This window comes from Exiguobacterium sp. s143 (assembly GCF_018618895.1).
Classification (GTDB): Bacteria; Bacillota; Bacilli; order Exiguobacteriales; family Exiguobacteriaceae; genus Exiguobacterium_A; species Exiguobacterium_A abrahamii.
Window position 1 is genome coordinate 83402 of the sequence record NZ_JACSMX010000005.1, and the last position, 26969, is coordinate 110370.

Consider the following 26969-nt stretch of genomic DNA (forward strand, 5'->3'; position numbering starts at 1 on the left):
TCCCTTCAACGTCGTTGTTACAATTGAATTGAGAACATCGTACAACAGGTCGCAAGTGTTTGAAAAGACTTTTTTTCAAAAAAAATAAAAGTTGTCAGATTAATCTGACGTGTGAATCATGAAAAAAGCGTTCTCGCAGAAGCGAGAACGCGCTTACAAAAATTATTTGATGGATCCACTCGTAATTCCTTGAATGATCTGTTTTTGCAAGGCAAAGAAGAACAACAATAACGGAATGATCCCGAGGACGAGTCCGGCAAGTGCTAAGTCCCACTGCTTCGTATACTGACCGAAGAAATAGAACGTCGCGAGTGGAATCGTTCGTAAATCGACGTCTCGTAACATCAGCGATGGCAGTAGGAAATCATTCCAAATCCAAAGCGTGTTCAAGATGATAATCGTGACCGTGATCGGTTTGAGTAATGGGAACACGATACGCCAGAATACACCCCATTGTGAACAACCATCAATGATGGCTGCCTCCTCGATTTCTTCAGGAATCGACTTCATGAATCCATGGTATAAGAAGATTGATAATCCAGATCCAAAACCAAGATACATCAGAATCAATCCCCAATAACTGTTCTGCAATCCGAGATCACCAGACAGTTTCGATAAGGGAATCATGATCGACTGGAATGGAATGATCATCGCGGCAACGAATAAGAAAAAGATGATCGTCGACAAGCGTGTTTTCGTCCGGACGAGTTTCCAAGCTGCCATCGAACAAAAGATGATGATGACCGCGTTAGCGCCGACTGTAATGATGACGGAGTTTAAAAAGACTTTTCCGAAGTTCATGGCTTCCCATGCTTCTGAATAGTTGGACGTCATCCATTCCTTTGGTAGGCCAGATGTATTCGTAAAGATATCTCCCTGCGTCTTGAATGAATTCGAGACGACGTAATAAAACGGAATCATATACAGAAGCCCCATCAATAAGGCTGCCAGTTCGACTGTTCCAAGACGGAATGAATAACGACCTCTCGTCTTTTTGGAGCGCTTCGGTTTCTCCTCTTGCGGAGTGGGTAACGGTTGTGCCGTACTCATGCTTCCACCTCCCGTTTTTTCGTCAGATAGACTTGAGTGACTGTAATCGCGGCGACAACAACGAAGAAGATGATCGCTTTCGCTGACCCGAGTCCAAGATTATTGTTCGTAAACGATTCTTTATAAATGTTTAATGCAAGCATTTCGGTCGATTTGAATGGTCCACCATTCGTTAGGGATAAGTTCGTATCGAATAACTTGAAGGACCATGAAATCGTCAAGAACAAACAGATCGTGACCGACGGCATGATCAGTGGCAACGTAATGTTCCGTAACGTCGAGAGACGATTGGCACCATCGATTTTTGCTGCTTCAATCAGCTCTTGTGGCACGTTTTGTAGCGCTGCGATATAGATGACCATGATGTAACCGCCACCTTGCCAAATCGAAACGATGACGATACCCCAGAATCCTGTCCGGGCATCTCCTAACCATGGAAGTTCAAATATACTCCACCCTGTCAATTCACCGATCGATGCGAAGCCTTTGACATAGATGAACTGCCAAACGAACCCGAGGATCAACCCACCAATCAAGTTCGGCATGAAGAAAATCGTTCGTAAGAAATTACGCGTGCGAATATTTTGTGTCAATAAGAACGCCAAGATGAAACCAACGACATTCGTTAAGATGACGGCAACGACCGTATATTTCGTCGTCAACCAAAATGACTGCTGGAACTGCTCGTCACTCGTAAAGAGACGGACATAGTTATCAAAGCCGATCCAATTTAATTCTCCGGTTACACCGTTCCAATCCGTGAACGAATACATGACGCCATTGAAAAACGGTACAAGCACGATCACTGCGAATACAAGAAAGACCGGTCCGACGAAGAGCCAAAAATCAAGACCGCGTTTCCACTTCTTTTGTCCAGATGTCATTGTTTCATCCCTCCTCCACTCTACAGTACGTCTTTCTCTAGCACTTGAACACGTCACCATTTGACCCATTGGGTGGAAAATATTGAACGTTTTCTTTTGGCGCGTTCGCACTAGATACGCTACTATTAGAAAAAAGAGAGATCCAATCAAAGAGGGAGTCGATACCATGGAAAAGACCATTCGTTCAGACTTAGAAATCGCACAACAAACCGTCTTACGCCCGATTCGAGAAATTGCGAACCGAATCGGTTTGCAAGAAGAGGATTTTGATACGTACGGAAAGTATAAAGCGAAGTTGACAGACGGACTGTTGAACCGATTGGCAACGAAATCTGACGGTAAATTGATCCTTGTCACTGCCATCAATCCGACAGCCGCCGGTGAAGGAAAATCAACCGTCACTGTCGGACTCGGACAGGCGTTGCATCGGGCAAACCACAAGACGATGATTTGTTTACGGGAACCCTCACTCGGTCCGACGATGGGCTTAAAAGGTGGCGCGTGTGGTGGTGGCTATAGCCAAGTCCTACCGATGGAAGAGATCAATCTTCATTTCACAGGCGATATGCATGCGATCACATCTGCTCATAATACAATTAGTGCCTTGCTCGACAATCACCTGCATCAAGGTAACATCCTTGGCATCGATCCGCGTCGTATCGTCTGGAAACGCGTTCTTGATTTGAATGACCGTGCCTTGCGCCAAGTCACGATTGGTCTTGGTGGTCCTGCGCATGGCGTGCCGCGTCAAGATGGGTTCGATATCACGGTCGCTTCCGAGATCATGGCGGTCCTCTGTCTAGCAGACTCGATCATGGATCTCGAACGACGCTTGAGTCGCATCGTCGTTGCCTATACGTACGATCAACAGCCGGTTACGGTCAAAGATATTCAGGCGTCAGGAGCTGCGACGTTGCTTCTAAAAGATGCGTTTCGTCCGAATCTCGTTCAAACCGTCGAAGGAACACCAGCACTGATTCACGGTGGACCGTTCGCGAACATCGCACATGGCTGTAACTCTTTGATTGCAACGCAAACTGCACTGAAGCTAAGCGATTACGTTGTCACAGAAGCAGGATTCGGAGCCGATTTAGGTGCCGAAAAGTTCTTCAACATCAAATCACGGATTGGCGGACTCCACCCGGATGCCGTCGTTATCGTCGCTACGGTTCGTGCCTTGAAGATGCACGGAGGTGTAGACAAAACGCAACTCAGCGAAGAAAATCTCGCTGCCTTAACAGATGGTCTTGCGTTACTTGAAAAACACGTCGAGACGATGAGTCTATTCGGCGTTCCTGCCGTTGTTGCCTTGAACCGTTTCTTCACCGACACGGAAGCAGAACGGAACATGATCCTAGAATGGTGTCAGGATCGTAATATTCGTGTCGCGGAAAGTGAAGTCTTCAGTAAAGGGGGAGCTGGCGGTGAAGCACTCGTCACGGAAGTCATGCAAGCTCTTGAGGAACCGAGCCAGTTCCGCCCTCTGTATCCTGACGTCTTACCGCTTCGTCAAAAGATCGAGCGTATCGCAAAGCGTGTCTACGGTGCAGCCGACGTTCATTTTGAAGACAAAGCACTCCGCGAACTCGAACGGTGTACGGAGATGGGGTTGAATGAGTTACCGATTTGTATGGCAAAAACACCATTTTCTTTAACCGATGACCCTGCTCGTTATGGTCGTGTCGAAGACTTCACGATCACGGTCCGCGAAATCCGACCATCGGTTGGTGCAGGGTTCATCGTTGCATTGACTGGGAATGTATTAACGATGCCAGGATTACCCGCAGTTCCCGCCGCCTTCCACATGGGCGTTTCGGAAGACGGACAGGTATTCGGACTTTCTTGATGAGAGGATGAGTTACATGACGATTGATCATTCACATTGGATAGCCTCTGACGGCTATACTACGACATTGCATAGCCTCGAAGCCCATGATCCTAAAGGAGTCGTGATCGTCTTTCACGGGATGATGGAGCATGGCGCACGGTATGAGGAATTCGCCGAATTCCTCTATGCGCATCATTACCATACAATCATCGCAGACTTACGCTGTTTCGGAACTCGAGCAGCACAGCTTGGAACACTTGGACACCTTGAGCCGAATCAAGGGTTTAAACAATTGATGCAGGATGCAGAAGAACTCGTCTCTGACATCAAAGAGCGTTATCCGACGCTACCGGTGTTCATTTTTGGTCATAGTTTTGGTTCATTGATCGCTCGCCGGATCGGTCAAACACTCGGTCATACAGTAGCCGGAATCATCGCGAGCGGCCCCCCGACGAGTACAGGTTTACTCGGTGATGTCAGTCAAAAACTCGTCAAACGTCAAATCCATCAGCTGTCAGCAACACACCCTGCTGAACGGTTTGGACAACTCGTGTTCGGACGGTATAACTTACGTTTCTTCCCAGCACTTTCTAAAAATGCTTGGCTCTCTTCGGATCCTCAATCCGTCATGCGCTATGATGCAGATCCATTGTCCGGTCAAACGGTCACGCTTGGGTTCTTCCACGAACTCTTGCATGCAACGAAGCTCGTCAACGCACTTGCTTCCGTCTATCAGCATCCACGTCACTTACCCCTCTTATTGCTTGCTGGTGGGGATGACGCGGTCGCGTTCGACGGAAAAGGTATCCATCATTTGTTTGATATGTATAATCGTGTCCGTGTCGATGCTGTACAGCTGACGATTTATCGAGGGTTACGTCATGAGCTCTTCCATGAGTTCGAACGCATCCGCGTTTTTGCCGATATCGCGAGCTGGTTGAATAAACAAGTCAATCCTGCAGCTAAACAGTCATCTTCCCGTTCTTCTTAAGCCACATCGATCGATATAAAAAAAGGCAGCGGATCCTTGTGATCCGTTGCCTTTTGCACTTCTATCGTATCCTTCATTGAATCCAAGTCAGTGAAGAAATCATCGCTTCGATTTCTTCGATTTCAAGCGTCTCGCGTTCTGCAGAGTACGTCAATAAGACTAACCGTTCCCCGTCCGAATACGCGTAGATGCGTAAAAAGATATCTTCTTCTTTCCCATCTACTGCAAGCAACGCTTCTTTTGTTGAATTACGACGGACTTCAAGTGCTCCTGTTAGTTCGATGCCGAACTCTTCCACCAACAGATTGATTTCTTGTTCCGCCGCCTCATACGGTGTCAACTCTTCTGAATCGGACTCATAAATGGATAATTGGAGCGTACCCATTGCATTTTCATCCGTCGAATAAAAACTGACATATGTCTCTTCTTCTTGATATTCGAATACCTTTGGATATTCTAGCGTGATCCAATGATCGACTGTGTACTGTTTCATTTGAATTCCTCCATTCGTTGTATCTCTTCAAAGCGGATACCCGTCACAGCCATACGCTCGAATTGTCGAGCGAGTTGAGCAGAGACGAACATGCGATGCGTGCGCTCATCTCGCATAAGATGATGCGGACAAATCGAATCGCTGATTCGTCGCTCTGTCAAGAAATAGACGCGTCGTCTCGGGACCGGACGGAATACATCCGTCGTATGTAGATGTTCGATCCGACTGACAGATAAGAGATTGAGAAGATAGTACGGAACCACTCCGTCCTTCGTCTCAAGATGTACCTTGAGACATTGTACAGAAAAAGGCGCGTATGCTGCAATGACGCGTTGCACACGTTCCGAGACGAGCGGCAGATCGAATGTGTTTGGAAGGACATCCGGTAGCAAATCCGCATCTTGATTGATGGAAAAAGCAAGTACACCTACGTTATGGAACCACTCTCCTATCAATAAGCGATAACGATCGAATTGATGGTGACAGATCGCCTTCCATCCTTTTCCCATCGACTGTTCGCTCCAAACTCGCACTTCATTCACCAGACACTCTCTCCTCTACCCAACTTTACCCATATTGCAAATCAAGATTACCATTGGAAACGATTAACTAGTATTATTGTACACCGAATCTTAAAAGAAATTGCTTTTTTTCATAAAAGTTATGGAAATGCACTCTTTGCTATGCTACTATATTTCATGTAGCCGATACGCGGGTGTAGTTTAATGGTAAAACCTCAGCCTTCCAAGCTGATGACGAGAGTTCGATTCTCTTCACCCGCTCCAATTATGACATAACATAGGTCTAGGACCATTTCCCTCTAGAGGGCAGGCGACTCGCGACGTGCGAGTCGTCTTTTTTATTGATTCTGCTGATGATTCCAACGAATTTATGGGTATACAACGATATAGATAGAGATTCGTAAAGGAGGATTCGTATGATTCAGATGAAAATGCCCGGCGTGACGATCTATCAAAGTACACTCATGAAAACGACTTCGACATTAATCGAGACGCCTGATTGTCTGATCGTCGTCGACCCTGGCTGGCTTCCCGATGAGATTGCAACGATTCGTCGAGACGTCGAAATCGTGCGTCGCGAACGACCATTATACGTCGTCTATACGCATGCCCATTTCGATCATATTTTAGGTGCCTATGCCTTTACGGATGCCATCGTCATTGCTTCGAAACCGTTCATCGATGTCGACCGACAAGAAGCGCTAAAAGCCGTCCAAGATTTTAATGATGAATTCTATATTGATTCTCCCGTCCTTTTCCCAGACGTGACACATGTCATCCATGAGTCTGAGACGATTTTAACGATCGGACAAACGAAGTTAATCTTCTTTTTGACGCCCGGTCATGAAGCGACTCATCTTTCCTTCATCGTCATGCCACTTCACTTGTTAGTCTGCGGCGATTACGCTTCAGACGTTGAAATCCCCTTGATCGAACACGATTCCTCTGAGTATTTGACGACGCTCGAGTTACTCGAGTCGTTCATTTATGAATATGAAGTCAAACTCTTGATTCCCGGACACGGTCACATTTGTGATGTCCGAACAGAGATGATCGAACGACTTCATCAGAGCTATGATTATATTCTTGCCCTCCGTGCCGGAAAAGAATCCGACTGGGCTCCGTCTTGGCAAACGACCCCTTTTATGAAACGTCTGCATGAAAAAAATAAGCGACAAGTCAAAAAAGAACAAGAAGAACGATTAGCCCGACGCCATTATGATTAACTTCGCTCAACCAAAAGACTCGGTCGCCAAATTGGCGACCGAGTCTTTTATGGTTATCCAAGTAATGTGACGAGCAACGCTTTTTGTGCGTGGAGGCGATTCTCAGCTTGATCGAAGATGACCGATTGCTTGCCATCGATGACGTCCTCCGTGACTTCCTCCCCGCGATGCGCCGGAAGGCAATGCAAGAAAATAGCTTCATCATTTGCTTGATTCATAATATTGGCATTAACCTGATATCCTTCAAATGCTTGCAGACGCATCGTCGCTTCTTCTTCTTGTCCCATACTCGCGAAGACATCCGTATACACGACGTCTGCACCACTCGCTGCTTCCTCAGGATCCGTCATGACGATGATGTTTCCACCCGTTTCCTTCGCAATGACTTGTGCCTCATGAACGATTTGTGGATCAGGAGCATACGCCTCCGGCGCACAGATGCGAACTTCCATTCCACTGAGCGCTCCACCAATCATCAGCGAATGTGCCATGTTATTTCCGTCCCCGATATATGTCAAAATCTTTCCGGATCGTGTTCCAAATGTCTCTTCGATTGTCAGCAAGTCAGCAAGGACTTGGCACGGATGGTGTAGATCCGTCAATCCATTGATGATTGGAATCGTACCATGTGCCGCAAGTGTGTCGACGATCTCATGACCGAACGTCCGAATCATCAGGGCATCGACGTAACGGCTCATGACTTGGATCGTATCTGAGAGCGGCTCCCCCCGCCCGATTTGCATGTCTGCTCCACTTAGCACGATCGGATGTCCACCGAGTTCGACGACACCCACCTCAAACGATAGACGTGTTCGCGTCGATGCCTTTTCAAACAATAAGGCCACTTTTTTATGGCTTAATGCGTTTTGGTAGACACTCGGCTGATGCTTGATGTCTTTCGCGAGTGCCAACAGCTCCGTCAGTACTTCCGGCGTCAGTTCCGCCATCGTCAAGAAATGCTTTAGTTGTTGCATCGTCTTCATTTTACTTCCTCCTTGATCGGCTCTGTCCATGTATGAAGTGGCTTCACAGCATAAGGGGACTTTTCTGTCGCTTGTAGATGATAATGTGCTAGTTCAGGTTCTGTCAGAACTTGTACCCCGGCAGCAAGCGCTGCTTCGCGACTCGCTTTTTCTTCTGTCACGTGCGAATAGAAAATCGCACATTGTGCCCAGTCAATCGTTTCATCTAATGCTACACCCGTTCCGAAAGCCTCTGTATCTGCTCCAGCAACGATGATGTCTCTCGTCGTCAAATGTCGTTTTGTCGTCTCGTCGAAAATGAAACGTTCCAGCGCCAGTCCGTCTGTCGTCCATTGCAACGTTTCACCTGTCGAACGCATGACGGGACCTGTTTTCGGATCAACACCCTGTAGTTTCAACGTTGAAAAAACAGGGGTCTTGACGGCATGGAAATCAAGTTTCGTCTGTTCCGTTGGTAGTGCGACCGCTTGACCGACCGCTGCTTGGACTGCCCACTGCAAGATTGGTTGACCTGTTACTTTGGCGACGATTGGTAACGTGCGGGAGGCACGTGGATTGATTTCTAGCACGTAGACTTGATCGTCATGCAAGACGAATTGGATATTGTACGCTCCTTTATAATCCATTCGTTGCCCGATCATCTGTGCAATTCGCTCGATTTCGCTCTGAACGGTAGCGCTGAGCGATACAGGTGGCAGAATCATCGTCGAATCTCCAGAGTGAACTCCTGCGCGTTCCAATTGCTCCATCAAAATCGGAACGTACGTCGTTGTTCCGTCCGTAATACAGTCGACTTCGATTTCCTTTCCTTGGAGGTAGGCATCCACGAGGACAGGGAATGATAATTCGGAAACAATCATCTCTAATTGCTCTTGATCGTGGATGATATGCATTCCCTTACCTCCGATGACATAGGAAGGGCGAATCATGACCGGATAACCGATCGTTGTTGCAACTTCTGTCATTTGTTCGTGCGTCGTCACTTCTTGTCCTGGAATACGATCGATACCGATATCATCTAAAAATTGATAGAACCGCTCACGGTCTTCCATTTGATCGATGACATCTGCCGTCGTTCCGAGAAGATGATAACCGGCATTTTCCAAACCAGACGCCAGCGCAATCCCCGTTTGTCCTCCGAACTGGACTAGGACGTCTTGGCAATCCTCTGCTTCTAGCACATGTATGACGTCTTCAAGTGTCAATGGCTCGACATACAGGCGATCTGCGACTTCGAAGTCGGTCGAGACGGTCTCCGGGTTATTGTTGATCATGATCGTTTCATAACCGGATGCTTGCAATGCACGTACCGCGTGAACGGAACAATAATCAAATTCGATTCCTTGACCGATCCGAATGGGTCCCGCACCGATGACAGCGACTTTCTTTTTCGTCGATGCTGTGACTTCTGTTTGACCACTCCAGTTTCCGTAGAAATAAGGAGTCGCACTCTTGAACTCTCCCGCACATGTATCAATCATGTGATAGACAGGAAGGATGCCTTTTTCTTTACGTGAGTGCTCGATGTCTACAGCACTAACGCCCGTCAGAAGGGCAATTTGTTCGTCCGTAAAGCCCATCATTTTTGTCTGTTTCAGAGAACTTTCATTCGATACATCGATGTTTTGTTGCTGCTCGACGAGGCGTTGAAGCACTTTGACGAATAAAGCTTGTACTTTCGTCTGTTCAACGAGTTCTTCGACGGTCGTCTCCTTGCGATCGAGTAGCGCGAGCATCGCAAGCAAGCGACGGTCCGTCGGCGCCTTTATTTCTTTCCACAATACGTCAGCCTCCGCTGTTTTCATCCATGTCGGATAAAGAGGCGATTGCTCGACTCCTGCACCGCGCCACGCCTTTTGTAACGCTTCTTCTAACGTCTTCCCCATCGCCATGCTCTCACCCGTCGCCTTCATTTGTGTTCCAAGCGTCCGGTTACTGCCGGTAAATAGATCGAATGGGAAACACGGCACTTTTGCCGTGATATAATCCATCGTTGGTTCAAAGCTCGCCATCGTTTCCTTCGTGACAGGATTGATGCAATCGTCGAGTCGCTCACCGAGCGCAAGACGTGTCGCTAATTTTGCGATCGGATATCCCGTCGCCTTGGAAGCAAGTGCCGAAGAACGACTGACACGCGGATTGACTTCAATGACGAAATAACGTTCTTCCGTCGGATGGATTGCGAATTGAATGTTGCATCCACCGATGACACCGAGATGCGATACGATTTTACGCGCTTCCGTCCGCAATTGTTGATTCATTCGATCCGAAATCGACTGAATCGGTGCAAAGACGACCGAGTCCCCGGTATGGACACCGACAGGATCGATGTTTTCCATGTTGCAGACGATGATCGTCGTATCTGCGCTGTCACGCATGACTTCGTATTCGACTTCTTTATAGCCAGCGATACTCACTTCAACCAAACACTGTGAAATCGGACTCGCTTGTAAGCCGTTCTGCGCTAACAGACGTGCCTCGTCCTTCGTCACTGCGATTCCGCCGCCCGTTCCACCGAGCGTAAAGGCTGGTCGGATGACGAGTGGTACCCCGTGTACTGCCATGAATTCCTCAAGCTCTGCTAACGACTCGATCGTTTGACTTTCCGGGAGCGGTTGCGCGAGTTCGATCATCTTTTGCTTGAATCGTTCACGATCTTCTCCGTCTCGGATCGTCTCAAGCGAAGTTCCTAGAAGTTCGACACCGTATTGTTCAAGTACGCCTGCTTCTTCGAGTGACATCGCAAGATTGAGTGCCGTTTGACCACCGACCGTCGCTAGGAGATGGGATGGTCGATCTTGTTCGATGATGGCCGTTGCTTTTTCAAGAGTCATCGCCTCAATATAGACATGATCTGCCGTGCTCGGATCCGTCATGATAGTAGCCGGATTCGAATTCATTAAGATGACCTCGCATCCCGCTTCTCGAAGCGCCTGACAGGCTTGTGTGCCGGAATAATCAAATTCTGCTGCTTGCCCGATGACGATCGGACCCGAACCGATGACGAGTACTTTCTGTTTATCCCACATATGCTACCTCCTGATGTAATACGCTATTTACGAATTGATCGAAGACGACCATCGCCTCTGTCGGTCCTGGACTCGCTTCTGGGTGAAATTGGACTGTCATGATCGGTAGTACCGGATGAATCAATCCTTCAACGGATCCATCATTGATGTGTTCGTACGCAAGTTCCATCTCAGACGCTTCGATACTTTTTACATCAACGGCATAACCATGATTTTGAGACGTCATGAACACTTGTCCGGATGCTAGATGACGTACAGGATGATTCGCTCCTCGGTGTCCGTGATGTTGTTTTAATAAGGTACAGCCGAAGGCATGAGCGAGAACCTGATGTCCCATACAAATACCAAGTGTCGGATAGCTCGTCGCCAGTTCACGGATTCCTGAAAGGAACGGGTCTAATTGTGTTGGATCACCAGGTCCATTGGAAAACAGCAGACCATCTGGAGCCAGCGCTTGAATCCGTTCCGGTGTCGTATTATATGGCACGACCGTTACACGCATATGGCGTTCAAGCAAAGCATCGATCATCGATTGTTTCACACCGTAATCGATACAGACGATGTGCCCCTGTTCGACTTCCGGTACGTATTCGATGTTTGAAGTCGTTGATACGGAAGCGATGTATGCTGTGTCGATTGAGGCAGTGACAGTCATATCTACTTGCGTCATGTCACCGAATTGATCGCCTTCCGTCCGTAATAGATGCACAAGAGAACGCGTATCGACTCCCGACAAAATCGGCACATTTGCTTCACCCAACCAACTCGCGAGCGATGTTCCTTCCCCGTCCTCAGCCAAAGTTTGAACGATGACACCAGCGACTTGAATCTGGTTGCTTTCTGACGCTTCCACTTGAATACCGTATTGACCGATCAACGGGTATGTGAAGACAAGAATTTGTCCTTGATAAGATGGATCCGTCAAGACTTCCTGATATCCTGTCATTCCTGTAAAAAAGACGACCTCTCCTTTGACTGGAGCTGTTCCTTGCCACGAACCGGTAAACGTCGTTCCGTTCGCAAGCGTTAGTTTTCCGGATTGTTTCATACGATGACCTCCTGTTGACAAACGAGTTGTATTTTTTCGATGGCGTGCATGAGTTCCTGTTCCGTTACGAACAATGATGGCAATAAGCGAATGACATGAGGCCCAGCCGAGACGACGAGAAGACCATTCTCACGCAAAGCGTCAATCAGCGGTGCAACAGGCATCGTGCACTCGATACCAATCATCAAGCCACGTCCACGAATAGAACTCACGATCGACTTGGGTAATTTATTTTCTAGTTGTTGACGTAAATATTCGCCTTTTCCTTGAACGTCTGCCATGACAGTGTCATTTAACAAGAGGTCAAGTGTTGCTTCCGCAGCTGTCATCGCGAGTGGATTTCCACCAAAGGTCGAACCATGCGATCCAGGTGTGAATACTTCCGCCGCCTCCTCCGTCGCGAGTAACGCACCAACCGCGAGTCCACTTCCAAGTCCTTTCGCAAGAGTGATGATATCCGGTACGAGGGGTGTCTGCTCAAATGCAAAACGAGATCCCGTCCGACCAATGCCGGTCTGTACTTCGTCGACGATGATTTTGACATCGTATTGTTGCGCCTTCTTCATCAACGCTTCTAGCCACGCATCGTCGGCGACGACGACTCCGCCCTCTCCTTGAATGATTTCGAGCCATACGGCAGCAGTTTGCTCCGTAATCGCTGATAGGCTCTCCATCTCGTTAAACGATAGATGTTTGAAGCCATTCACCATCTCACCGTATCCCGCTTTGATTTTCTCCTGTCCTGTTGCGCCCATCATCGCAAATGTCCGCCCGTGGAAAGATTGTTTAAATGTGACGACTTCCGTTTTCCCTGTCCATTTTCGAACGAGTTTGTACGCCGCCTCGTTTGCTTCCGCACCACTGTTACAAAAGAAGGCATGACTGAGATGACTGTCTTCCGTCAGTCGCTCGGCGACCCGCTCTTGTGCCGCGATTTGAAACAGATTCGACGTATGCCAAATTTGATTCAATTGTTCCTCTAGCCGTTGCTGAATATAAGGATGACGGTGTCCTGTGTTGCATACAGCGATTCCCATGATGAAATCCAGATACGTCTTTCCTGTCGCATCTTCTACAATCGACCCTTGTCCTTTGACCAATTCCACATCAGTACGTTGATAAGTGGGTAGTAGTGCACTCATGTAATTCCTCCTTGATTCGTGTCCCTGCAGCTAACGCATTTTTCCCAGACCGAATGACGACCTCTGGAATACCATGCTGAGTGGCCTGCATCATCGCTTCGACCTTCGGAATCATTCCCCCGTAGATTTCTCCCGACGCTATCGCAGCTTCGATGGCTGCAGACGTGATTTCTGATTGATAGTCACCGTTTACTTTTACACCCTCAACATCCGTCAACAATTCAAATCGGTCGACAGACCAAGCCTTCGCGACAGCAATGGCGCACGCGTCCCCGTTACTGTTCAATACACCTTGTTCTCCTGTGACAAGGGATGTGACGACAGGCACATAACCATTCGTACTCAACACCGTGAATAATCGTGGATGAATGTGCGTGATCTGACCGACTGCTCCGAGTCCTTTGACTTTTTTACCATGGACGCTTGCTCCGTCTAACCCGCTCATCCCGACGGCAGGAATCCCCGCTTGATTCAACTGCTGAACGATCCCGGATTGGACTTCCCCTGCTAAGATCCGTCGCGCCCCGAGTAAGACCCCATCCGTCGTTACACGGACACCGTTTCGAAACACGGGTTTGATTCCCTCTTGTTCACAGTAACTCGATAGAAGAGGACCACCTCCATGGACGATCAATAATTCGTTACCGGTTTCGACCCACGCTTTCCATTCCTCGAAATACTGCGCATCCAGTTGCTCCCACACACTACCACCTAGTTTGATGACTTTTCGTTTCGTCATGTCCGGTAACTCGCATTGATTTTGACGTAATCGTACGTCAGGTCACAGCCGTAAGCGTGTCCTTGTCCTACTCCATCATGCAAATCAATGTGAATCTGTACATCCTGCTGTGCCAGTTCCTGCGATGCAACTGCTTCATCGAATAAGACAGGCATGTTCTGTTGCAACACCCACTGCGAACCAATTTTGATGTCAACGTTTGATACATCGAGTGGCTCCTTGATACTTCCGACAGCAGCGATGATTCGCCCCCAGTTCGCATCTTCCCCAAAGATGGCTGTTTTGACGAGAGACGATCCGACGACTTGTTTGGCGATCATTCGTGCTACTTCATCGGTTTGTGTTCCCGCTACCGTCACCTCGATCAACTTCGTCGCGCCTTCGCCGTCCCGCGCAATCTGTTTCGCTAAATCTTGACAGACCGTTTCGATCGCCTGTTCGAATGCTAACGCTTCGTCCGTGCCTTCAACGATCGTTGCGCCCCCTGCAGCTCCGCTCGCTAAAATCATGACCATGTCATTTGTCGAACTGTCTCCATCTACGGTAATGCAGTTGAACGTACGATGAATCGTCCGACGCAACAGTGTCTGTAAGACATCCGGTTCAATCGTTGCATCGGTCGTCAAGAAACCAAGCATCGTCGCCATGTTCGGATGAATCATCCCTGACCCTTTTGCCACACCACAGACTGAAATTTGGATATCCCCTTGCATGTATTGTTGACCAGCTGTTTTCGTACCAGTATCGGTCGTCAGGATCGCATGAGCAAAATCATCTGCGGCATCCTTGTCATTTGTAGGCATCAGCTGTGGAATACCTGCCAGTAACGTATCAATGGCTAACGGTTGACCGATGATCCCTGTTGAAGCAATCGCGACTTGTTCTGGAGCAACATTTAAACTTTTCGCCATCGCTTGTTGCGACATATACGCATGGGATAACCCTAGTTCGCCTGTACACGCATTCGCGTTCCCGCTGTTGACGAGGACGGCATGAATACGTCCTTGTGACACCTGAATCGCTTGTTTCGTCACAGTGATTGGTGCTGCTTGCACCTGATTCGTCGTATAGACAGCTGCAGCGCTTGCTCCTGCTTCACACCAGATCAGACCTAAATCCTTCCGCTTTCGTTTCAGACCCACATGTATTCCCGATGCTTGAAATCCCTTCGGTGTCGTGATCGTCAATGGGGTCTCTACTTGTACTTGCCACACAGGCGTTCCTCCTCTTTTTTCTCTTGATTAAATGTAGATCGGCTGTTGCGTTAAACCGGATGTCTCATCAAAACCAGCTAGAATGTTGGCATTTTGAACGGCTTGTCCGGCAGCTCCTTTTTGCATGTTATCGATGACTGAAACGATGGTCATTCGCCCTGTCCGATCATCCTTATAAACGGTCAAATCACAGTGATTACTCCCGACGACGGATTTGATTTCCGGATCAGCCTGTTGGATTCGGACGAATGGTTCCGTTGCATACTGGTCCGTCAACCAGGATCGCCACTCCGTTTCCGATAAATCGATCAACGGCTGAACCGTCATAATCGCCATGATGCCTCGATTGATCGGTAGTAGTTGAGTCGAGAACGTAATCGGATGCGATGATCCGGTCCATTCGAAAAGCGCCTGCTCAATTTCCGGGATGTGCTGATGCTGATTCACTTTATACAAGCGAACGTTTTCGCTTGAATGGACATGATGTGTTTGTGCCGTCAACGTTTTCCCTGCTCCCGTCAGACCAGAAGAAGCTTGAATGATGATTTGAGATGGATCGATTTTTTTCTCTTTTAAGAATGGTGTTAGTCCAAGCAAAACTGCTGTCGCGTAACAGCCTGGATTCGCAATCCATTTGCTCGCTGTAACAGCTTGACGATTCCATTCTGGTAATCCATAAGTTGCTCTTTGTTGTAACTGGGCATCAATGGGTTCCTTGTCATACCACGTTGCATATGCTTCAGATGGAAGTCTCAAATCGCCACTTAAATCAATGACGTAACCGGACCAGTTTTGAAGTTGTTCTAAGTAATGCTTCGAAATCCCACTCGGTGTCGCTAAGAACACCATGTCCGTCTCGGTTTCCATCAAATGCTCCACCGAAAAGGAAGATAACGAGGAATATGTTTTTTTATTCATAAATGGGAATACGTCATGCATGGATTCCCCCGCCATCGAGTCACTCATCAAACAGATGATCTCAAATGAAGGATGTGATTCTATTAGGCGAATCAGTTCAATTCCCGTGTATCCTGTTGCTCCGATGATGGTACATTTCATATCTGTACGCTCCCCTTCAAAGAATGTTATACCGATTTAAACACATGTATATTTATACTGTCAATTGAATTTTTATTAGTTTTTATACAAAAAAAGAAGCGTTGAAGCGATTGTCTTCTATAAGACAGTCCCTTCAACGCTTCTTTTATACGCATCTACTTAACGCTTTTCCGCACGTTGCGCTACGAGATGATCAATCCCAAATACGCCTGCACCCATGATCGCGACGACTACTACAAAAATCAATGTAAACATATGTATCCTCCTCATCGTTCACAAAAATGTCATTTGATACTTCTTATTGTGCAAGATTTGAACAAAAAAAGAAAGCGTTTACGACAAAAAATCGTCACATTTCTATTTTTTTATATTTTTTATCGACACTCTTATGGTTGACGTCCTCCATAATATTCGTTAGTATTACGTTTGTTCAATGCTTTTGTGCATAAAAGCGTGTTAGTAACAGAGCGTTATCATACTTTCATATTCATATAAGGAGGTGGAAGCATGCGCATGTCATTCCGTGAATCCGCAGCTATCCTAGGAATCAGTATCATCATCTTATTGTCCGCGTTATTCGGTGCTAAAGCCGAACCGCATCTTGCCATCTTGTCTAGTCTTATTTTCGTCTCAGGATATGCCGTTTACCGCGGTTTTAAGTTCGAGGACGTCGAACACCATATGATTCAAGGTATTCGTGAAGCGATTAAACCGATCTTGATCATGTTGCTCGTTGGTATGACAATCGCGGTCTGGATGATGAGTGGCGCAGTGCCGACCCTTCTTCATTTTGGGTTATCTACCCTTTCAGCGACTTGGTTCGCACCGAGCGCTCTTCTGATCGCGATGGTCGTCTCGACCTTTACAGGTAGTTCGTTTACAACGATTGGTACGGTTGGTGTTGCCTTGATGGGCATTGCGATCGCACTGGGCGTCAACCCGGCACTTGCAGCAGGTGCCATCATCAGTGGAGCTTGTTTCGGAGATAAGATGTCACCTTTATCAGATACGACGAATTTCGCGCCCGGAATTGTCAATGTGTCTGTGTTCGATCATATTCGTTTCATGATGGGAACGACGATTCCTGCTATCACGATCACATTCATCTTATTCTTCATTTTCGGACGTAGTAGTGGAAATGTCGATTCGTCTGCTGTTCAAACGACACAACAAGAGTTAGCTCGTTTGTTCGACTTGTCACCTTGGACATTGCTTTCACCGTTGCTCGTCATGGTATTAGCATTACGTAAGATGCCGGTCGTCCCAACACTTGTTGCTGGCGTTTTAAGTGGATTGTTGTTAACAGGTCTTGTACAAGGAAACTGGAATATCTCGAACTGGATGGCCGTCATTCAGAACGGGTTAAAACTAGAATCTTCTAGTGAGACGGTCACATCCATCATTAGTAAAGGTGGATTGCAATCGATGATGTGGTCGGTGTCGCTCGTCATGCTCGCCCTTGCGTTCGGTGGTGTCTTACGTGGCATCGGTGTCATTGACGTGGTCATTGAACGGACCGTTTCTAAACTAAAACGTGATGGTAGCATCATTTCATCCGTCGCCTTATCGTCTATCGGTGTAAACTTGATGGCTGGGGAACAATACTTGTCCATCTTGCTTCCGGGTCAAGCATTCAAGAAAATCTTTGAAGAGCGTCAGATTGATCCGCGCTTCCTCTCTCGTTCACTCGAGGATGGAGGAACACTCGTCAATCCGCTTATTCCGTGGGGTGTTTCTGGGGCGTTCTTCGCTTCGACACTCGGTGTCCCAGTAACAGCATACGTTCCGTTCGCATTCTTTTTACTCCTTTCACCATTGTTTACGTTTTTACTCGCATTTCTTCGTCCAACGAAAATCGAAACAAAACAATCTCTCGCTTCTTGAGCCTATTTCATTTTAAAGATCCGATATGTCCTATCGGGTCTTTTTTTCTTTCCAATATCTCCTTTATTTCCTGTTAAATACGTCAGATTTAAGACGAAAACGGCTTGGAATCACGTTTTTTTAAAGAATCATGTGTAAAGATGAAATGAACTGGGAATATACCAAACATAAGATTAAAAATTACAGAGAATGATAGAGAGAGAGTACGTTCCTGATCGACCGAGGGATGACTTCGATGTAATTGTGGGAGGAGTTAATATGATCAAACGTGGTACGCTGGAGCGACTTGACGGCAAGTATGCTGTCCTACTATGGGAAAATGGTTCAAGTTTCATTCCACGACGTTATTTACCACCTGAAGCAAGGTTAGGCGATACGATTATTTTTGACGGTACAACCTATACGTTAGATGTCAGTAATTCATCACCCTCTTCCTTTCAAACATTTTCGTTTCGGCAAATGGGTTGATGATCGATAAAAAGCCATTCCGTATCATGCATTGACTATGGAGAAGGAATTTCTCTCATCAGTCTTTCATGAAATGAATGGCTTTTTCGCTTTATCTACGCACATATAGGGAGTGACCATCACACGATGGACAAGGAAAGTGATCAATATCGGATATTTCGATTCGTTCCAGTTCCGTCTGATCATGTGGGCATTCGTAAAGTGGTTGAACGACATCTAGTTGCAAAAATAGGGCACACCAAAATCGATTCGAAAATCGGTGACAAGTCGGACAGTGGTATAAATCCAATTGATACGGTACCCAACCATCCGCTAATTCCTCCTGATGGAGTTGATAGTGCTGAATTAATCGAAATCGATTCCAGTCGTCTACATACGTCCGCTGTAAAATCGGTTCATGCATCGACGGAACGAACCAAAGCGGGAGACCCGTCATGAACGCTTCGACCCCTTGCGTCAAGACAGCAGGAAATGTCGGCCAACCCTCTAGTTGACCGAGTTGGAATGTTTGTTGAAAGGAGCAGTTGCGGCATAGGAGTTCCATTGTCATCCTCCTGTTCGTTTCACCATCTCTTTTAACATCTGTTCCGTTACAGGACCGATGTGTTTCGAAAGAATCGTTCCTTTCCGGTCTAATACATAAGTTGCTGGCATTGCTACGAGACGATAAGCATCTTCTGACGTTCCCTTTCGATCATATAACACAGGATATTCAACAGGTGTCTGCTTCAGAAAATCAGCAACATCCGAAACACGTCGTTCTGATGTCGTGACATTGATTCCGTAGACGGGTATATCTGTATGTCGTGCAAAGGCATTTAGTTCTGGAATCTCTTGTTTACACGGTGGACACCACGTTGCCCAAAAATTAATGACAAAGACATCATGATTGATTTCGTCTAGATCGACAATTTTTCCTTCTTGACGCAAGGATAGATTCGGGGCTTTCATCCCGACTTCGAGACCACCTTGTGATGCTTGTTTTTGTTGTTGCTCCACTTTTTTTTGTTTTGCATCATATGTTTGATAACTTTGATAGGCAATGCCGATAATAGCAATCGCTAGGATCAGATAGATCAACGGTTTTTTCACATCTAACCCCCTCCTTCTTTGTTCAGTGTAGCAGACTTCCTCTTTTCGACTATCTACTTTTATCAACAAAAAAGCGAACTCTTCCGTCTTATACGCGGAAATGAGTTCGCTTTATTTTAGAGAATTCGCGTTTTAACGAGACACACGGTTAGTTAAAACGTGGTAATTGTTTTTTGACTTGACGGTTATCTTTAACGCTACCGACAGCTTCCGCTCCTCCTAAGGCCTCATTCAAGGATGTCTTTCCTTCCTTGACTTCTAGACGTCGATTGAATACCGATCGATTATCGACAGAAGCAACGAGGATCGATGCGACATCCGTTTCCGAAATCGTCGCGTCCTTCGTGTCCTTCAAATCTTCATCGGCTTCAATCAAGCCACGCCCTTCACCTGTTGTGATGGCAACCGGACAAATGATCGTATACGTCAAACCACTATGTTCAATCTGTTCCTCTGCTGCATTCTTAGCAGCGTAGAACGGATAGACATCTTTCTTGAATTGCTCAGGTCGATCTGCACCATAAGCGCTCAGTAGCACGAAATGACGTACTCGCGCTTTTTTAGCTGCATCAATTGTTTTCAAAGCGACTGTTCGATCCAGCAGTTCTATTTCAGTTGCTTCGCCGTCTACTCCTGCGGTCGCCGCACAAATGACTGCATCCTGCCCTGCGACTCCGTGCTCAATGACTTTTTCGAGTTCTGTTTCGATATCGACGTAATGCGCCTTGACACCGAGTTTTTCGAATCGTTCCACCAGATGTTCATGACGAACGATGACCGTGACCTGATGACCCTTGGCAAGCGATTTGACGACGCGCGCTCCAATCGTACCGGATGCACCTACGACTAGTACTTTCATATGGGGGGTCCCTCCTCGATAAGTTAGTCACCTTCGTGGAATGTCATGATGTCATGTCCAAAAATCGTCGATTTCAGAGATAACCTAAAACAATCCACCAAAGGAGCAACGTACATCAATTTATACCCGCAATGAACGGAAGGAAACCCCTCCCCATTAGTTCTTCAATGTGCCATAAAACGTCGTATCGAGCTGATCACGTAGTTCTTGCAGTGCCTTCTCATTCGGTAAGTCATAGAAAATCCCGTTCAGTCGTTGGCTGACAGCTTCGATTTCATAATGTTTTCGTTCTGACATCAAGGCAATCGATAACCCTGCCGTTGCCATCTCGCGGACACTTAAATCAAGGTTCATCTCTTCTTTCATATACGTGTGCGCTGCTGGAATTTTCGACCATCCAGTCGGCTTCATCAAGTGTGTCGCGACGGCTTGGATGACTTCCGACTGACGATTCGCGCGCGCTCCGTCATTATCCGTTTTTCGATGTCTCGAATAGGCAAGTGCCATCGCGCCATCCATATGATATTCCTTACCTTTTTGGAATGAATACTGATTTGCTTTCCCACTCGCATCCTGCTCGGAGAATGTTCCTGTCGAGACAAGGTCGATTCCGCCGATTTGATCCACTAATCCGATGAAACTATCGAAGGAGATGACGATCTTTCCATCGATCTCTTCATCGAGTAGACCCGAAACAGCATCTTGCGTACATTCTTCTCCACCGAAGGCAAAGGCATGTGTGATTTTATCCTTCTTTCCATTCTCACAGGAGATCGGTGTATACGTATCTCGAGGAATCGACGTCAGTTGAATCGTTCGAGAAAGTGGAATGAATTGCATGACCGACAGGGAGTCTGAACGTGATCCACGCAACGACTCTCCAGGTCGTGCATCACTACCAATCAATAAGAACGTGAATGGTTGTGAAGCAAAAAGAACGAATGCGATGAGCAACAATAAAAATAGTCCAAGAAGCTTTCGTTTAAAACGACGTTTTTTCTTGATTTTTTTAGGATGAGCTTCGCGTGAAGAGACGTCAGGATTCTTCTGTACCGATTGCTCTGATCGACCCGCCTTCCTCGAGCGTCTCGAGCGTTCCCGATTAGCAAACAACCGTGATCCGGCACCCCCGATCATCTGTGCGACCTGTTTAAGCATGCCGCTCCCGGAACGACGCGATGTACTTTTTCGATCTCGCGGTTGCTCTTCGACATATCGATGATACGTAGCCGGTTCTTGCTGCTTCTCAAAGGATTCTTGAGAAAATGATTCGTCCGGCGCGTACGTTTTCGAAAAAGCTTCTTCTTGCCTAGCCTGCTCTTCTTCTTGTCTAGCTTGCTCTTCTAACTGCATACGTCGTCGCTCTAAGCGAGAGCGGTGTGGTTGATGTTCTGCCATTCAGATACCTCCGTATCAATCTTTTGCGATCTGTTTCTCTTTCAAGAACTCGCGGAGATACGTCCGTTTCGGTTCGTGCATCGAGGCAGCCATCTGTTTGACCCACCCTTCTGTCCGTTGACCACCGGTCCGTTCTCCGTAATACGATGACGTTGACTCTTCGTATCCTGTCAGTAACTCACGCATCGTATCGTCATCAGTATACGTATTCCGGTGGAAGACCGCATCCATCGGAAGGCGGGGTTTTTTACCCGGTTGTTGATCCGGAAGACCGACCGCGACTCCGAATAATGGTACGACGTGATCTGGAAGTTGTAAGAGTTCGCTGACACGACGAGCATCATTTCGTAGGGAACCGATGTAGACCGTTCCGTAGCCAAGCGACTCGGCAGCTACGACTAAATTTTGAGCGGCAAGTCCCGCATCGACAGCCCCTACGACAAGCGCTTCCGTCGTCTCGATCGTCCGGCTCACGTCGCCTCCTGCTAGTTCTGCCGCTAACGTATGTTTGTGGTAATCCATACAAAAGACGAAGAAGTAACTGTTTTCTGCCACATATTGTTGACCACTTGCAACGTCGACTAATTGTCGTTTCAATCCTTCGTCTTCGACACCGATGATCGCATAGGCTTGCTGATAAGAGGATGTCGAGGCAGCTTGTGCGGCTTTTATAAGTGTTTCAATCGTCTCTTCGTCTAATTGATGTTGTTTGAATTTCCGGATGGACCGGTGGTTGAGTAAATGTTGAATGGTTTCATTCATGTGTAATCGTCCCCTTCTGTAATGAGTCTTCTTATTTAAGATAGTCGTCTCTGACTAAAAAGCGCAAATGAAGAGGTTCGGTTTATGAAAAAAGCGGGAATTGAATAGTGTTGTACTGTGCTTTTCTTGCGAAGGAGGGCGATCATGAGAATACGGAAACTGCGACTCTTACTAGAACAATATGGCGATACGACCCTTCGCGATATCATCGTCGAAATCTATCGTCAACTCCCGAGACAAGTCATCGAAGAGAAAGAGTTTGACGCCATGTTGACACAGTTCATGAAGTATAAGGATTTGCAAAAAGAACAGGAACAACCGACCGTCGAACAGACGATTGCTCAGACGGAACGGTTTATTCAATTAGCATACGATCTCCAGTACCTTGAGCCGAATCCGATCGTACCGCTTCGCGAACAAAAGAATTGGTATATCACCGCAAAACGCCTGTTGAAGCATTTACGCCATTACGCTCATCGTAAAAACGGAACCCGGATTGCCTTTGAGGAATTTTTCTTTCTTCTTTCGTCGGCTGCCGGGGAAGAACCTTTATTTTTAAGTAATGATCCGTTTCGATTATTGAAAGTCTCGCAAGTCGATTTTTTTCAAGAATTAGTCGGCTATTATAAAAATGATAGTCATGGTGTCGAGTGGATGGAACGCGCCCTCTATACAGCGTTGAAGGTTCCGATGGACGTCGATACCGAGCGCAGTGACCTTTTGCTTGCCGTACTTGCCCATTGCGAGAAACCCGAACATCAAGAAGCATATATCCATTGCTTGAATGCGCATGCTAAAAAACTACAGTCGCATGTTCGGATTGATGCAGACGCTTTATCCACCTATCAAGAAATTCGTTTCGCAGAGCTACATGCTCTCATTTCCTTACGCGCGTTAGAACGAGCGGAGACGATGCTGTTCACTGAATACATCCCATATTTTTCGCATCGCTCGACTCCGTTTCGCTATTATCTCGATCTCCTCGAACGAGCCGGACTCGAACAAGAACACGAACGAATGGCACGCGTTGGTCGAAAAAAACGAATTCATTTCTAAGAGTAGATTCTTCTTGTTCACACGTAGTAGACATTAAAAGGCAAGTGACGATGGATTCGTCACTTGCCTTTTATTAGTCAGATTCATTTCAATCGGAGGCATTGACGATGCCAAGTCCGACTGTTGCGAGTAATGCAATACAAGCGAATAGGAATGCCATGTCGTTCGGTGAATCGAATCCTTCATAGATCGGTTCCTTCCGATCAACGATGATATGATCCTCCGCGCCATAATTCCCATATGTCGTCGAACTGCTTACACCCGGTTCATCGTAATCACGTGCTTCGGCTACCAATGTATCCGCGCTGAATAACCAGCCCGATAAACCGATGACGATCCAGAGATACTTCATGATAATTTTGCCTCGATTCTTTCTTATCTTCAGGAATCCATCTACTTTTTGTTTGAAACAGAAGATATAAATACCTTTTATTTCCTGTAATATAAAAGCAAGATATTTTTAACTTCACTTTGCTAAAGGAGGAACTTAATTTGCCTATTGTGTATTACAATCAATTGTCTCATGTTCAAAGGCGACACGTCCATCAACTTCTACAGTACCATCAAAAGGCATATGATTTTTCATTTTTTCAGCCGCTTGAAGATTACCAATGGGTCTACCTCGAATCCGGTCAGGTGAAAGCGACGCTCGGATATCATGTCGTGCATGACGTCGTTCACTTTATGAACAGCGCCTTTCATGACATCAAAGCCTTTCGTCGTCTGGCTATTTTGCTACACTTACATGCCGTTCGACAAGGATGCCGGCAGATACATGTACAAGTCTCTCCGCCGCATGATCTTTCTTTAACTTCGATTTGGAAAGAGCTTGGTTATAGTTTATATGCCGAACAGTTTCGTTTAATTGGACTCTCAGAAGGACAGCCTGCTACGCTACGTTTGAAAGCTGTTCATGCACAGAATCAAGATACTTATCTCGCACTTCGTAACGATGCCCTTCAAGGAACACATCACTTTTTTCCTTATCAGGTATCTGATTTAGACAAGTTGATTCAACGAAAAGCGATTCCTTACTTAGTCTATGATAAGCAATTGATCGTCGGTACACTATTATTTCAAAAGCAGGGACAGAATATCCGTCTTCTTGAAATCACGTGCCTACCAGAGCTGAGACGTCAAGGATACGGTAGCCGCATCCTCCATGCATTTCAAGAAAAGTTACGACGTGCAAACATCCAAACGTTTGAAGTCTTTTTTCTCTCAACACAACAAGATGTATTACGCCTGTATCATCCCTCGATGTTTTGCGATATCCAGTTAACCTCTCATTGGCATACATTCAGTACGGATCAACCTCCGTTAATCATTTAGGCGATTGACGATTCCCTTGTATTCAGGCAACACATACTCCTCATCCATTTCCCGAAAATCAACATGACCCGTTTTACGAAGCACTAGCCCCATCTCGTATAACTGTTCGATATAGGCATCTCCCCATGTCAAGGCAAGTCCGGGTTGGTGATTATGAAAAGCAAGCAAGGCATCTTCAATCATTTCAGAAGCAATGGATGCTTGCATCACACGGTTCAATAAAGATTGGAACAGTACGGTTTGTCGTCCGATCAGCGCATAAAACGGGAAATAATGTTTAGCATAAACAAACGTCGGCAAATAGGCATCCGCCTCAATCGTCTTTAGTAACAATGGTGAAGCGGGACGTTGTAATCGTTCTGCAAGTCCAACGGTCGCCTTGCATTCGCACAGCTGATCAAGCACTCGAACCGTCAACTCTTCTTCGATATCGAGCAATAAGACGAGATCCAGCAGATTCAATTCATGCGTCTCCATGAATTGATCACTGCGTTGAAGATGCATCGTATAAGTAAAGTCCAGCTTTTCAGCAACAAGTGCCCACAACTCGGAATGGCGCGCCGCATATAGACCTACCGGAAAGTGAAGGGGTTGGCGGACGATCGAGCGATGCCCTTCAAGTGTATAGACTTGATTGACGTCCAGACCGTCTGCTAGCAGCATTTCGAGTAACTGCTGACGATTTTGACACGTGACGAGTGTTTGAAACAGACGATCAACCTCGACGAGTGGTTGTTTCATTTCAAGCGCTATTTTCAAATGAGCAGGTGAATCCTGCTCTAGCGCACGCTTAATGAATTGTAAGGCCTGTTGTTCCGCATCGTTCAGTTGGGTAACATGTGTCCGAAACATTTCGATGTCAAGTTCCCGGAAGGCTTGCAACGCCGGTGCAATTGATTGATTTTTTATAAAGGGTTTCCACATGATTCCCTCGACCTCCTCATTCCAGTATCTCTTCGTAGTGTACGCAATATTCTATCGTCTTGAAAGCAAAAAATGGAGAATCTTCCGTCGTTTCAGGAAGATCCTCCATTTTTTATTTTTTACCGACTTTTAAATGAGCGTTTCGAAAGACAGCATCTTGTTTTCCTGTCTTTTCAACACTTGTTCCGACAGACCCCAGGTATTCGAGTTCATCCTTTGGTTGAATGAACTCGTATGTGATGGCAGGTTCGCCCCGAAGTCGAACGTGTATGATTTGTCGATGTCGTAAAGAGAATGATGCGCGCACTTCAAGAAAGGAGGAAGCTGATAAATCATGTTGCCGCTCTAAGATCGTCATCAACTCTTTTTCCGAGTCACGATAGTTCCCCTGCAATTGAGCATACGAAATACCGACTCCTAAAGATAGGATGCCAATTAGACTAAGAGCGAAAATGACCAGCACTTTCTTCATGACTGATCCACCTCCGAAAAAAGTTCATTCTACTTATTCATCGGTTCATCCATCGTTGACGTGAAGTCTTTTTTCGAATCCTTTACGTGAAACTGCATGTCCACATGTGGAATATCATCTTCTAAATAAGGGTCAGATACGGTTTCGAAACCAAACGATCCGTAAAACCCTTCTAGGTGTGCTTGTGCCTGTAAGTAGATCGCAGCTTCTTTCTGCAAATGTACCATCGCTCTCTCCATCATTTGTCTCGCTAACCCAACCGATCGGTGATCACGATGAACAGCTACCCGTCCAATCGCTACTCCTTTTGTAGGATGATTATACATCCGAAGGCATCCGACGATTTGACCGCTCTCACTCCGTACGATTAGGTGTGTCGCTTGTTGATCTTGATCATCTAGCTCCGGATACGCGCACTCCTGCTCGACGACGAAGATATCCGTTCGTAATTTCAAAAGTGCATATAAGGTATCAGGTGTCATGGAATGAAAAGACGCAAAGTTAAATTCGTACAT

General features: G+C 46.6%; 27 protein-coding genes, 1 tRNA gene and 1 other annotated feature (1 of these 29 cut by a window edge). Of the genes, 8 read left to right on the forward strand and 20 right to left on the reverse strand.

Annotation, left to right across the window (positions count from 1 at the left end; genetic code table 11):
• Window positions 1-18 (reverse strand) — a binding site (T-box leader); it reaches 230 nt to the left of the window's first position.
• A 144-nt stretch (window positions 19-162) separates the two neighbouring features.
• Together KNQ03_RS14525 and KNQ03_RS14530 are read right to left on the reverse strand one after the other, a co-directional pair.
• Window positions 163-1050, reverse strand: a complete 888-nt coding sequence (locus KNQ03_RS14525) for a carbohydrate ABC transporter permease (protein WP_058703664.1) — start codon at window positions 1048-1050, stop codon at window positions 163-165.
• Window positions 1047-1934 carry a carbohydrate ABC transporter permease gene (locus KNQ03_RS14530; RefSeq protein WP_023467232.1) on the reverse strand — a complete coding sequence of 296 codons (888 nt, stop codon included), beginning with the start codon at window positions 1932-1934 and terminating at the stop codon, window positions 1047-1049. Before KNQ03_RS14530 ends, KNQ03_RS14525 begins: the two co-directional genes overlap by 4 nt.
• Window positions 1935-2100: 166 nt before the next feature.
• On the opposite strand from KNQ03_RS14530, the gene KNQ03_RS14535 reads away from it, so the two are divergent.
• Window positions 2101-3780: a formate--tetrahydrofolate ligase gene (locus KNQ03_RS14535; protein WP_214725292.1), complete on the forward strand. Its 1680-nt coding sequence runs from the start codon at window positions 2101-2103 to the stop codon at window positions 3778-3780.
• Between the two features lie 16 nt (window positions 3781-3796).
• On the forward strand, window positions 3797-4753 hold the full coding sequence (locus KNQ03_RS14540; RefSeq protein ID WP_251140328.1) for an alpha/beta fold hydrolase: 957 nt from the start codon (window positions 3797-3799) through the stop codon (window positions 4751-4753).
• 73 nt (window positions 4754-4826) lie between these two features.
• On the opposite strand, the gene KNQ03_RS14545 is transcribed toward KNQ03_RS14540, so the two are convergent.
• Both KNQ03_RS14545 and KNQ03_RS14550 read right to left on the reverse strand, forming a co-directional pair.
• Window positions 4827-5246, reverse strand: coding sequence for a hypothetical protein (locus KNQ03_RS14545; RefSeq protein ID WP_023467229.1), 420 nt, complete (start codon window positions 5244-5246; stop codon window positions 4827-4829).
• Window positions 5243-5788: a hypothetical protein gene (locus KNQ03_RS14550; protein ID WP_371743270.1), complete on the reverse strand. Its 546-nt coding sequence runs from the start codon at window positions 5786-5788 to the stop codon at window positions 5243-5245. The genes KNQ03_RS14545 and KNQ03_RS14550 overlap by 4 nt, the downstream gene beginning before the upstream one ends.
• 169 nt (window positions 5789-5957) lie before the next feature.
• Here KNQ03_RS14550 and KNQ03_RS14555 point away from each other — a divergent pair.
• A tRNA-Gly gene (locus KNQ03_RS14555) sits at window positions 5958-6031 on the forward strand.
• 152 nt (window positions 6032-6183) lie between these two features.
• Window positions 6184-6993: an MBL fold metallo-hydrolase gene (locus tag KNQ03_RS14560; RefSeq protein ID WP_058265756.1), complete on the forward strand. Its 810-nt coding sequence runs from the start codon at window positions 6184-6186 to the stop codon at window positions 6991-6993.
• A gap of 53 nt (window positions 6994-7046) precedes the next feature.
• Here the strand turns inward: KNQ03_RS14560 and argF are convergent, their stop codons facing one another.
• Genes argF through argC form a run of 7 tightly spaced genes read right to left on the reverse strand, consistent with a single transcriptional unit; the run spans window position 7047 to window position 16207 of the window.
• Window positions 7047-7976, reverse strand: coding sequence for an ornithine carbamoyltransferase (gene argF / locus KNQ03_RS14565; protein WP_214725296.1), 930 nt, complete (start codon window positions 7974-7976; stop codon window positions 7047-7049).
• Window positions 7973-11005: a carbamoyl-phosphate synthase (glutamine-hydrolyzing) large subunit gene (gene carB, locus KNQ03_RS14570; RefSeq protein ID WP_214725298.1), complete on the reverse strand. Its 3033-nt coding sequence runs from the start codon at window positions 11003-11005 to the stop codon at window positions 7973-7975. Before carB ends, argF begins: the two co-directional genes overlap by 4 nt.
• The gene (locus KNQ03_RS14575) at window positions 10995-12053 is read right to left on the reverse strand and encodes a carbamoyl phosphate synthase small subunit (RefSeq protein ID WP_214725300.1); all 1059 of its coding nucleotides are present in this window, start codon (window positions 12051-12053) and stop codon (window positions 10995-10997) included. Before KNQ03_RS14575 ends, carB begins: the two co-directional genes overlap by 11 nt.
• Complete coding sequence (locus KNQ03_RS14580; RefSeq protein ID WP_214725302.1) at window positions 12050-13195, reverse strand: acetylornithine transaminase; 1146 nt, start codon at window positions 13193-13195, stop codon at window positions 12050-12052. Before KNQ03_RS14580 ends, KNQ03_RS14575 begins: the two co-directional genes overlap by 4 nt.
• Complete coding sequence (gene argB, locus KNQ03_RS14585; protein ID WP_058265752.1) at window positions 13161-13934, reverse strand: acetylglutamate kinase; 774 nt, start codon at window positions 13932-13934, stop codon at window positions 13161-13163. The genes KNQ03_RS14580 and argB overlap by 35 nt, the downstream gene beginning before the upstream one ends.
• The gene (gene argJ / locus KNQ03_RS14590; RefSeq protein ID WP_214725304.1) at window positions 13931-15148 is read right to left on the reverse strand and encodes a bifunctional glutamate N-acetyltransferase/amino-acid acetyltransferase ArgJ; all 1218 of its coding nucleotides are present in this window, start codon (window positions 15146-15148) and stop codon (window positions 13931-13933) included. The genes argB and argJ overlap by 4 nt, the downstream gene beginning before the upstream one ends.
• 27 nt (window positions 15149-15175) lie before the next feature.
• On the reverse strand, window positions 15176-16207 hold the full coding sequence (argC, locus tag KNQ03_RS14595; protein ID WP_214725306.1) for an N-acetyl-gamma-glutamyl-phosphate reductase: 1032 nt from the start codon (window positions 16205-16207) through the stop codon (window positions 15176-15178).
• A gap of 507 nt (window positions 16208-16714) precedes the next feature.
• Here argC and nhaC point away from each other — a divergent pair.
• Window positions 16715-18091, forward strand: a complete 1377-nt coding sequence (gene nhaC, locus KNQ03_RS14600; RefSeq protein ID WP_064300825.1) for a Na+/H+ antiporter NhaC — start codon at window positions 16715-16717, stop codon at window positions 18089-18091.
• A gap of 258 nt (window positions 18092-18349) precedes the next feature.
• Window positions 18350-18559 (forward strand): DUF3006 domain-containing protein, encoded by a 210-nt coding sequence (locus KNQ03_RS14605; RefSeq protein WP_023467214.1) that lies wholly within the window; start codon window positions 18350-18352, stop codon window positions 18557-18559.
• A 91-nt stretch (window positions 18560-18650) separates the two neighbouring features.
• On the opposite strand, the gene KNQ03_RS14610 is transcribed toward KNQ03_RS14605, so the two are convergent.
• The 5 genes from KNQ03_RS14610 to nfsA all read right to left on the reverse strand — a co-directional run bounded on the left by KNQ03_RS14610 (window position 18651) and on the right by nfsA (window position 22670).
• Complete coding sequence (locus KNQ03_RS14610; RefSeq protein WP_149426847.1) at window positions 18651-19103, reverse strand: hypothetical protein; 453 nt, start codon at window positions 19101-19103, stop codon at window positions 18651-18653.
• 2 nt (window positions 19104-19105) lie between these two features.
• Window positions 19106-19651: a TlpA family protein disulfide reductase gene (locus tag KNQ03_RS14615; RefSeq protein ID WP_214725308.1), complete on the reverse strand. Its 546-nt coding sequence runs from the start codon at window positions 19649-19651 to the stop codon at window positions 19106-19108.
• Window positions 19652-19799: 148 nt separating this feature from the next.
• Window positions 19800-20510, reverse strand: coding sequence for an NAD(P)H-binding protein (locus KNQ03_RS14620; RefSeq protein ID WP_023467211.1), 711 nt, complete (start codon window positions 20508-20510; stop codon window positions 19800-19802).
• Window positions 20511-20666: 156 nt separating this feature from the next.
• Window positions 20667-21908, reverse strand: a complete 1242-nt coding sequence (locus KNQ03_RS14625; RefSeq protein ID WP_251140329.1) for an LCP family protein — start codon at window positions 21906-21908, stop codon at window positions 20667-20669.
• Between the two features lie 15 nt (window positions 21909-21923).
• Window positions 21924-22670, reverse strand: coding sequence for an oxygen-insensitive NADPH nitroreductase (nfsA, locus tag KNQ03_RS14630; protein ID WP_064300829.1), 747 nt, complete (start codon window positions 22668-22670; stop codon window positions 21924-21926).
• Window positions 22671-22814: 144 nt separating this feature from the next.
• On the opposite strand from nfsA, the gene KNQ03_RS14635 reads away from it, so the two are divergent.
• Window positions 22815-23726 (forward strand): hypothetical protein, encoded by a 912-nt coding sequence (locus tag KNQ03_RS14635; RefSeq protein ID WP_029340830.1) that lies wholly within the window; start codon window positions 22815-22817, stop codon window positions 23724-23726.
• An 88-nt stretch (window positions 23727-23814) separates the two neighbouring features.
• Here KNQ03_RS14635 and KNQ03_RS14640 read toward each other — a convergent pair whose 3' ends face one another.
• Complete coding sequence (locus KNQ03_RS14640) at window positions 23815-24078, reverse strand: hypothetical protein (protein ID WP_149426844.1); 264 nt, start codon at window positions 24076-24078, stop codon at window positions 23815-23817.
• A 149-nt stretch (window positions 24079-24227) separates the two neighbouring features.
• Here KNQ03_RS14640 and KNQ03_RS14645 point away from each other — a divergent pair, with 149 nt between their 5' ends.
• Window positions 24228-25058, forward strand: a complete 831-nt coding sequence (locus KNQ03_RS14645; RefSeq protein WP_350468363.1) for a GNAT family N-acetyltransferase — start codon at window positions 24228-24230, stop codon at window positions 25056-25058.
• Here the strand turns inward: KNQ03_RS14645 and KNQ03_RS14650 are convergent.
• The 3 genes from KNQ03_RS14650 to KNQ03_RS14660 form a co-directional block, all read right to left on the reverse strand.
• Complete coding sequence (locus KNQ03_RS14650; protein WP_214725312.1) at window positions 25047-25982, reverse strand: hypothetical protein; 936 nt, start codon at window positions 25980-25982, stop codon at window positions 25047-25049. The two genes, KNQ03_RS14645 and KNQ03_RS14650, sit on opposite strands and share 12 nt — an antisense overlap.
• A 112-nt stretch (window positions 25983-26094) precedes the next feature.
• Window positions 26095-26454, reverse strand: a complete 360-nt coding sequence (locus KNQ03_RS14655) for a hypothetical protein (protein WP_064300833.1) — start codon at window positions 26452-26454, stop codon at window positions 26095-26097.
• A 29-nt stretch (window positions 26455-26483) separates the two neighbouring features.
• Complete coding sequence (locus KNQ03_RS14660) at window positions 26484-26969, reverse strand: GNAT family N-acetyltransferase (protein ID WP_214725314.1); 486 nt, start codon at window positions 26967-26969, stop codon at window positions 26484-26486.